At 61.5% G+C, this 2,038-nt stretch carries 1 protein-coding gene and 1 pseudogene; both read left to right on the top strand.

What is annotated here, in order from left to right:
• Positions 1-1,494: molybdopterin cofactor-binding domain-containing protein (locus tag EOA86_RS32355; RefSeq protein WP_164892217.1), on the top strand; the 1,494-nt coding region annotated here is incomplete at its 5' end.
• Positions 1,495-1,893: 399 nt separating this feature from the next.
• Positions 1,894-2,038: pseudogene (locus EOA86_RS40860) on the top strand (efflux transporter periplasmic adaptor subunit); the annotation flags it as partial.

Genomic DNA, 2,038 nt, shown 5'->3' with positions numbered 1-2,038 from the left:
GTTAAGATGAGCCCGCGTTTCTGGGCCAAGCCGGTCGAGGCCGATTTCTCCAAGGCCGAGAAAATGCCTGGCGTGATTAAAATCGTGCCGATCGACACGAATTACGGCCACGGCTTCGGCATCATCGCCGAAAACACCTGGACGGCGTTCAAGGCGGCGGAGGCGATCGACACCGAATGGGCCGATCCCGAATATCCGCTTGATAGCGCCGGCATTTCAAAGGCGCTGAAGCGGACACTCGGCACAAAAGGGTCGGTGATGCGCGACGATGGCGACGTGAATACCGCCTTCGCCGACGCGCCGCGCGAAAAGATCGTCGAGGCCGACTACGCGGTGCCTTATCTGGCACATGCGACGATGGAGCCGATGAACGCCACGGCGCGGTTGAAGGATGGCGTCCTCGACATCTGGTGCGGCAATCAAGCGCCGACCTTGGTGCGGCAGCTTTGCGCCAATGCTGTCGGCATCGAGCAGGACAATGTCAACGTCCACACCACCTTCATGGGCGGCGGCTTCGGCCGACGTGTCGAGGTGGATTATGCGCTCTGTGCCGCACTGATGGCGAAAGAAACGGCAGGCCGGCCGATCAAGGTGATCTGGACGCGCGAGGAGGACATGCGCCACGACGCCTACCGGCCGGCTTCTGTCGGCAAATTCCAGGCGCGGCTTGGCAACGACGGCATGCCGATTGCCGTCGACATGACAATCGCCTCGCCATCGCTGATAGCCAGCACCTTGCGCCGGCTGTTTCCTTCGATATCGCCGCTCGGGCCCGACAAGTCCATCGTCGACGGAGCCCATAACCAGCCCTATACGATCCCGAATTACCGAGTGACCGGCGTCGCCGCACCCGTCTCGATCCCCGTCGGCTCCTGGCGATCGGTCGGCAGTTCGATCAACGGTTTCTTCCATGAAGGATTTCTGGACGAGATCGCTGTCGCCGGGAAAACCGATCCGGTCGATCTGCGCAAAAAGCTTATGGCTGCCTATCCGGCAGCGGTGAAGGTGGTCGAGAAGGTCGCCGAAATGGCGAAATGGGGCGAGACGCTGCCCGCCGGCAAGGCCAAGGGCATCGCGTTCACGCTGTCTTTCGGCAGTTGGGTCGGCGAGATCGTCCAGATCGCCGACACGCCGTCCGGAATCCGCATTGAGAAGGTATGGATCGCGGCCGATGTCGGCACCGCACTCGATCCTGATATCATCGAGGCGCAGCTCATCTCCGCCGCCGTCTATGGCTTGTCGGCGGCGATGGGTCAGGAGATTACTTTCGCCGACGGCATGGTCGAGCAGTCGAATTTTCACGATTACGACGCCATGCGCATCTTCCAGTGTCCGGCGTTCGAAGTTGCAATCCTGGAGAATTTTCACAAGATGGGCGGCGTCGGCGAAGTCGGCACACCGCCGGCGGCACCGGCACTCGCCAACGCCGTCTTCGCACTGACCGGCAAGCGCATCCGGACGCTGCCCTTGTCGAAGGAGGTGACCTTTGCATGAAATATTCCCATCATGCTGACAGCTGCTGCCATGCCGTTTCGATAGCGCCTCCCCAGCGGCAGAGGAAAGCCTAAGGCACGGCAACGACGACGGTTGATGCAGCCAAGGGTTCGTCGAGGGTCGCGGTCTAGCGGTTGCTTTCGTATCCGCGCTGCGCCGACCGCCATGTGGCAGACGGAACGGCTGCGCTGATCCGGCGCGCCTCGTGGCGGCGGGCGCATCCTGCCCAGCGAAGTATTACCCATCAACTTTTCTGACTATATTGCGGTGCAACTTTGATGTAGAAGCTCATTCGCCGATCACGGCAAGTTGAACACGGCCTTGCGCGCACCCATATCGGCGACGCGCCCGAGTTAGAAGACGCGGCCTGGCCGAACCCCGCGCACTGGAAAAACGACGATGCCGAAATACAGGTTTCACAAGCTTGCAGCCATTGTTGTGCTTGTCGGGTTCGCTGCATGGATGGTGACGGGCGAGTTCTCGTCCGTCGGCAGCGCGGCCGCCGACAACGAACCCAAGGCGGGGGAGGTCGAGCAGCCAAAGG

Source organism: Mesorhizobium sp. M5C.F.Ca.IN.020.32.2.1, from assembly GCF_004023105.1.
Classification (GTDB): domain Bacteria; phylum Pseudomonadota; class Alphaproteobacteria; order Rhizobiales; family Rhizobiaceae; genus Mesorhizobium; species Mesorhizobium wenxiniae.
This window is presented reverse-complemented; position numbering and strand designations above follow the sequence as displayed.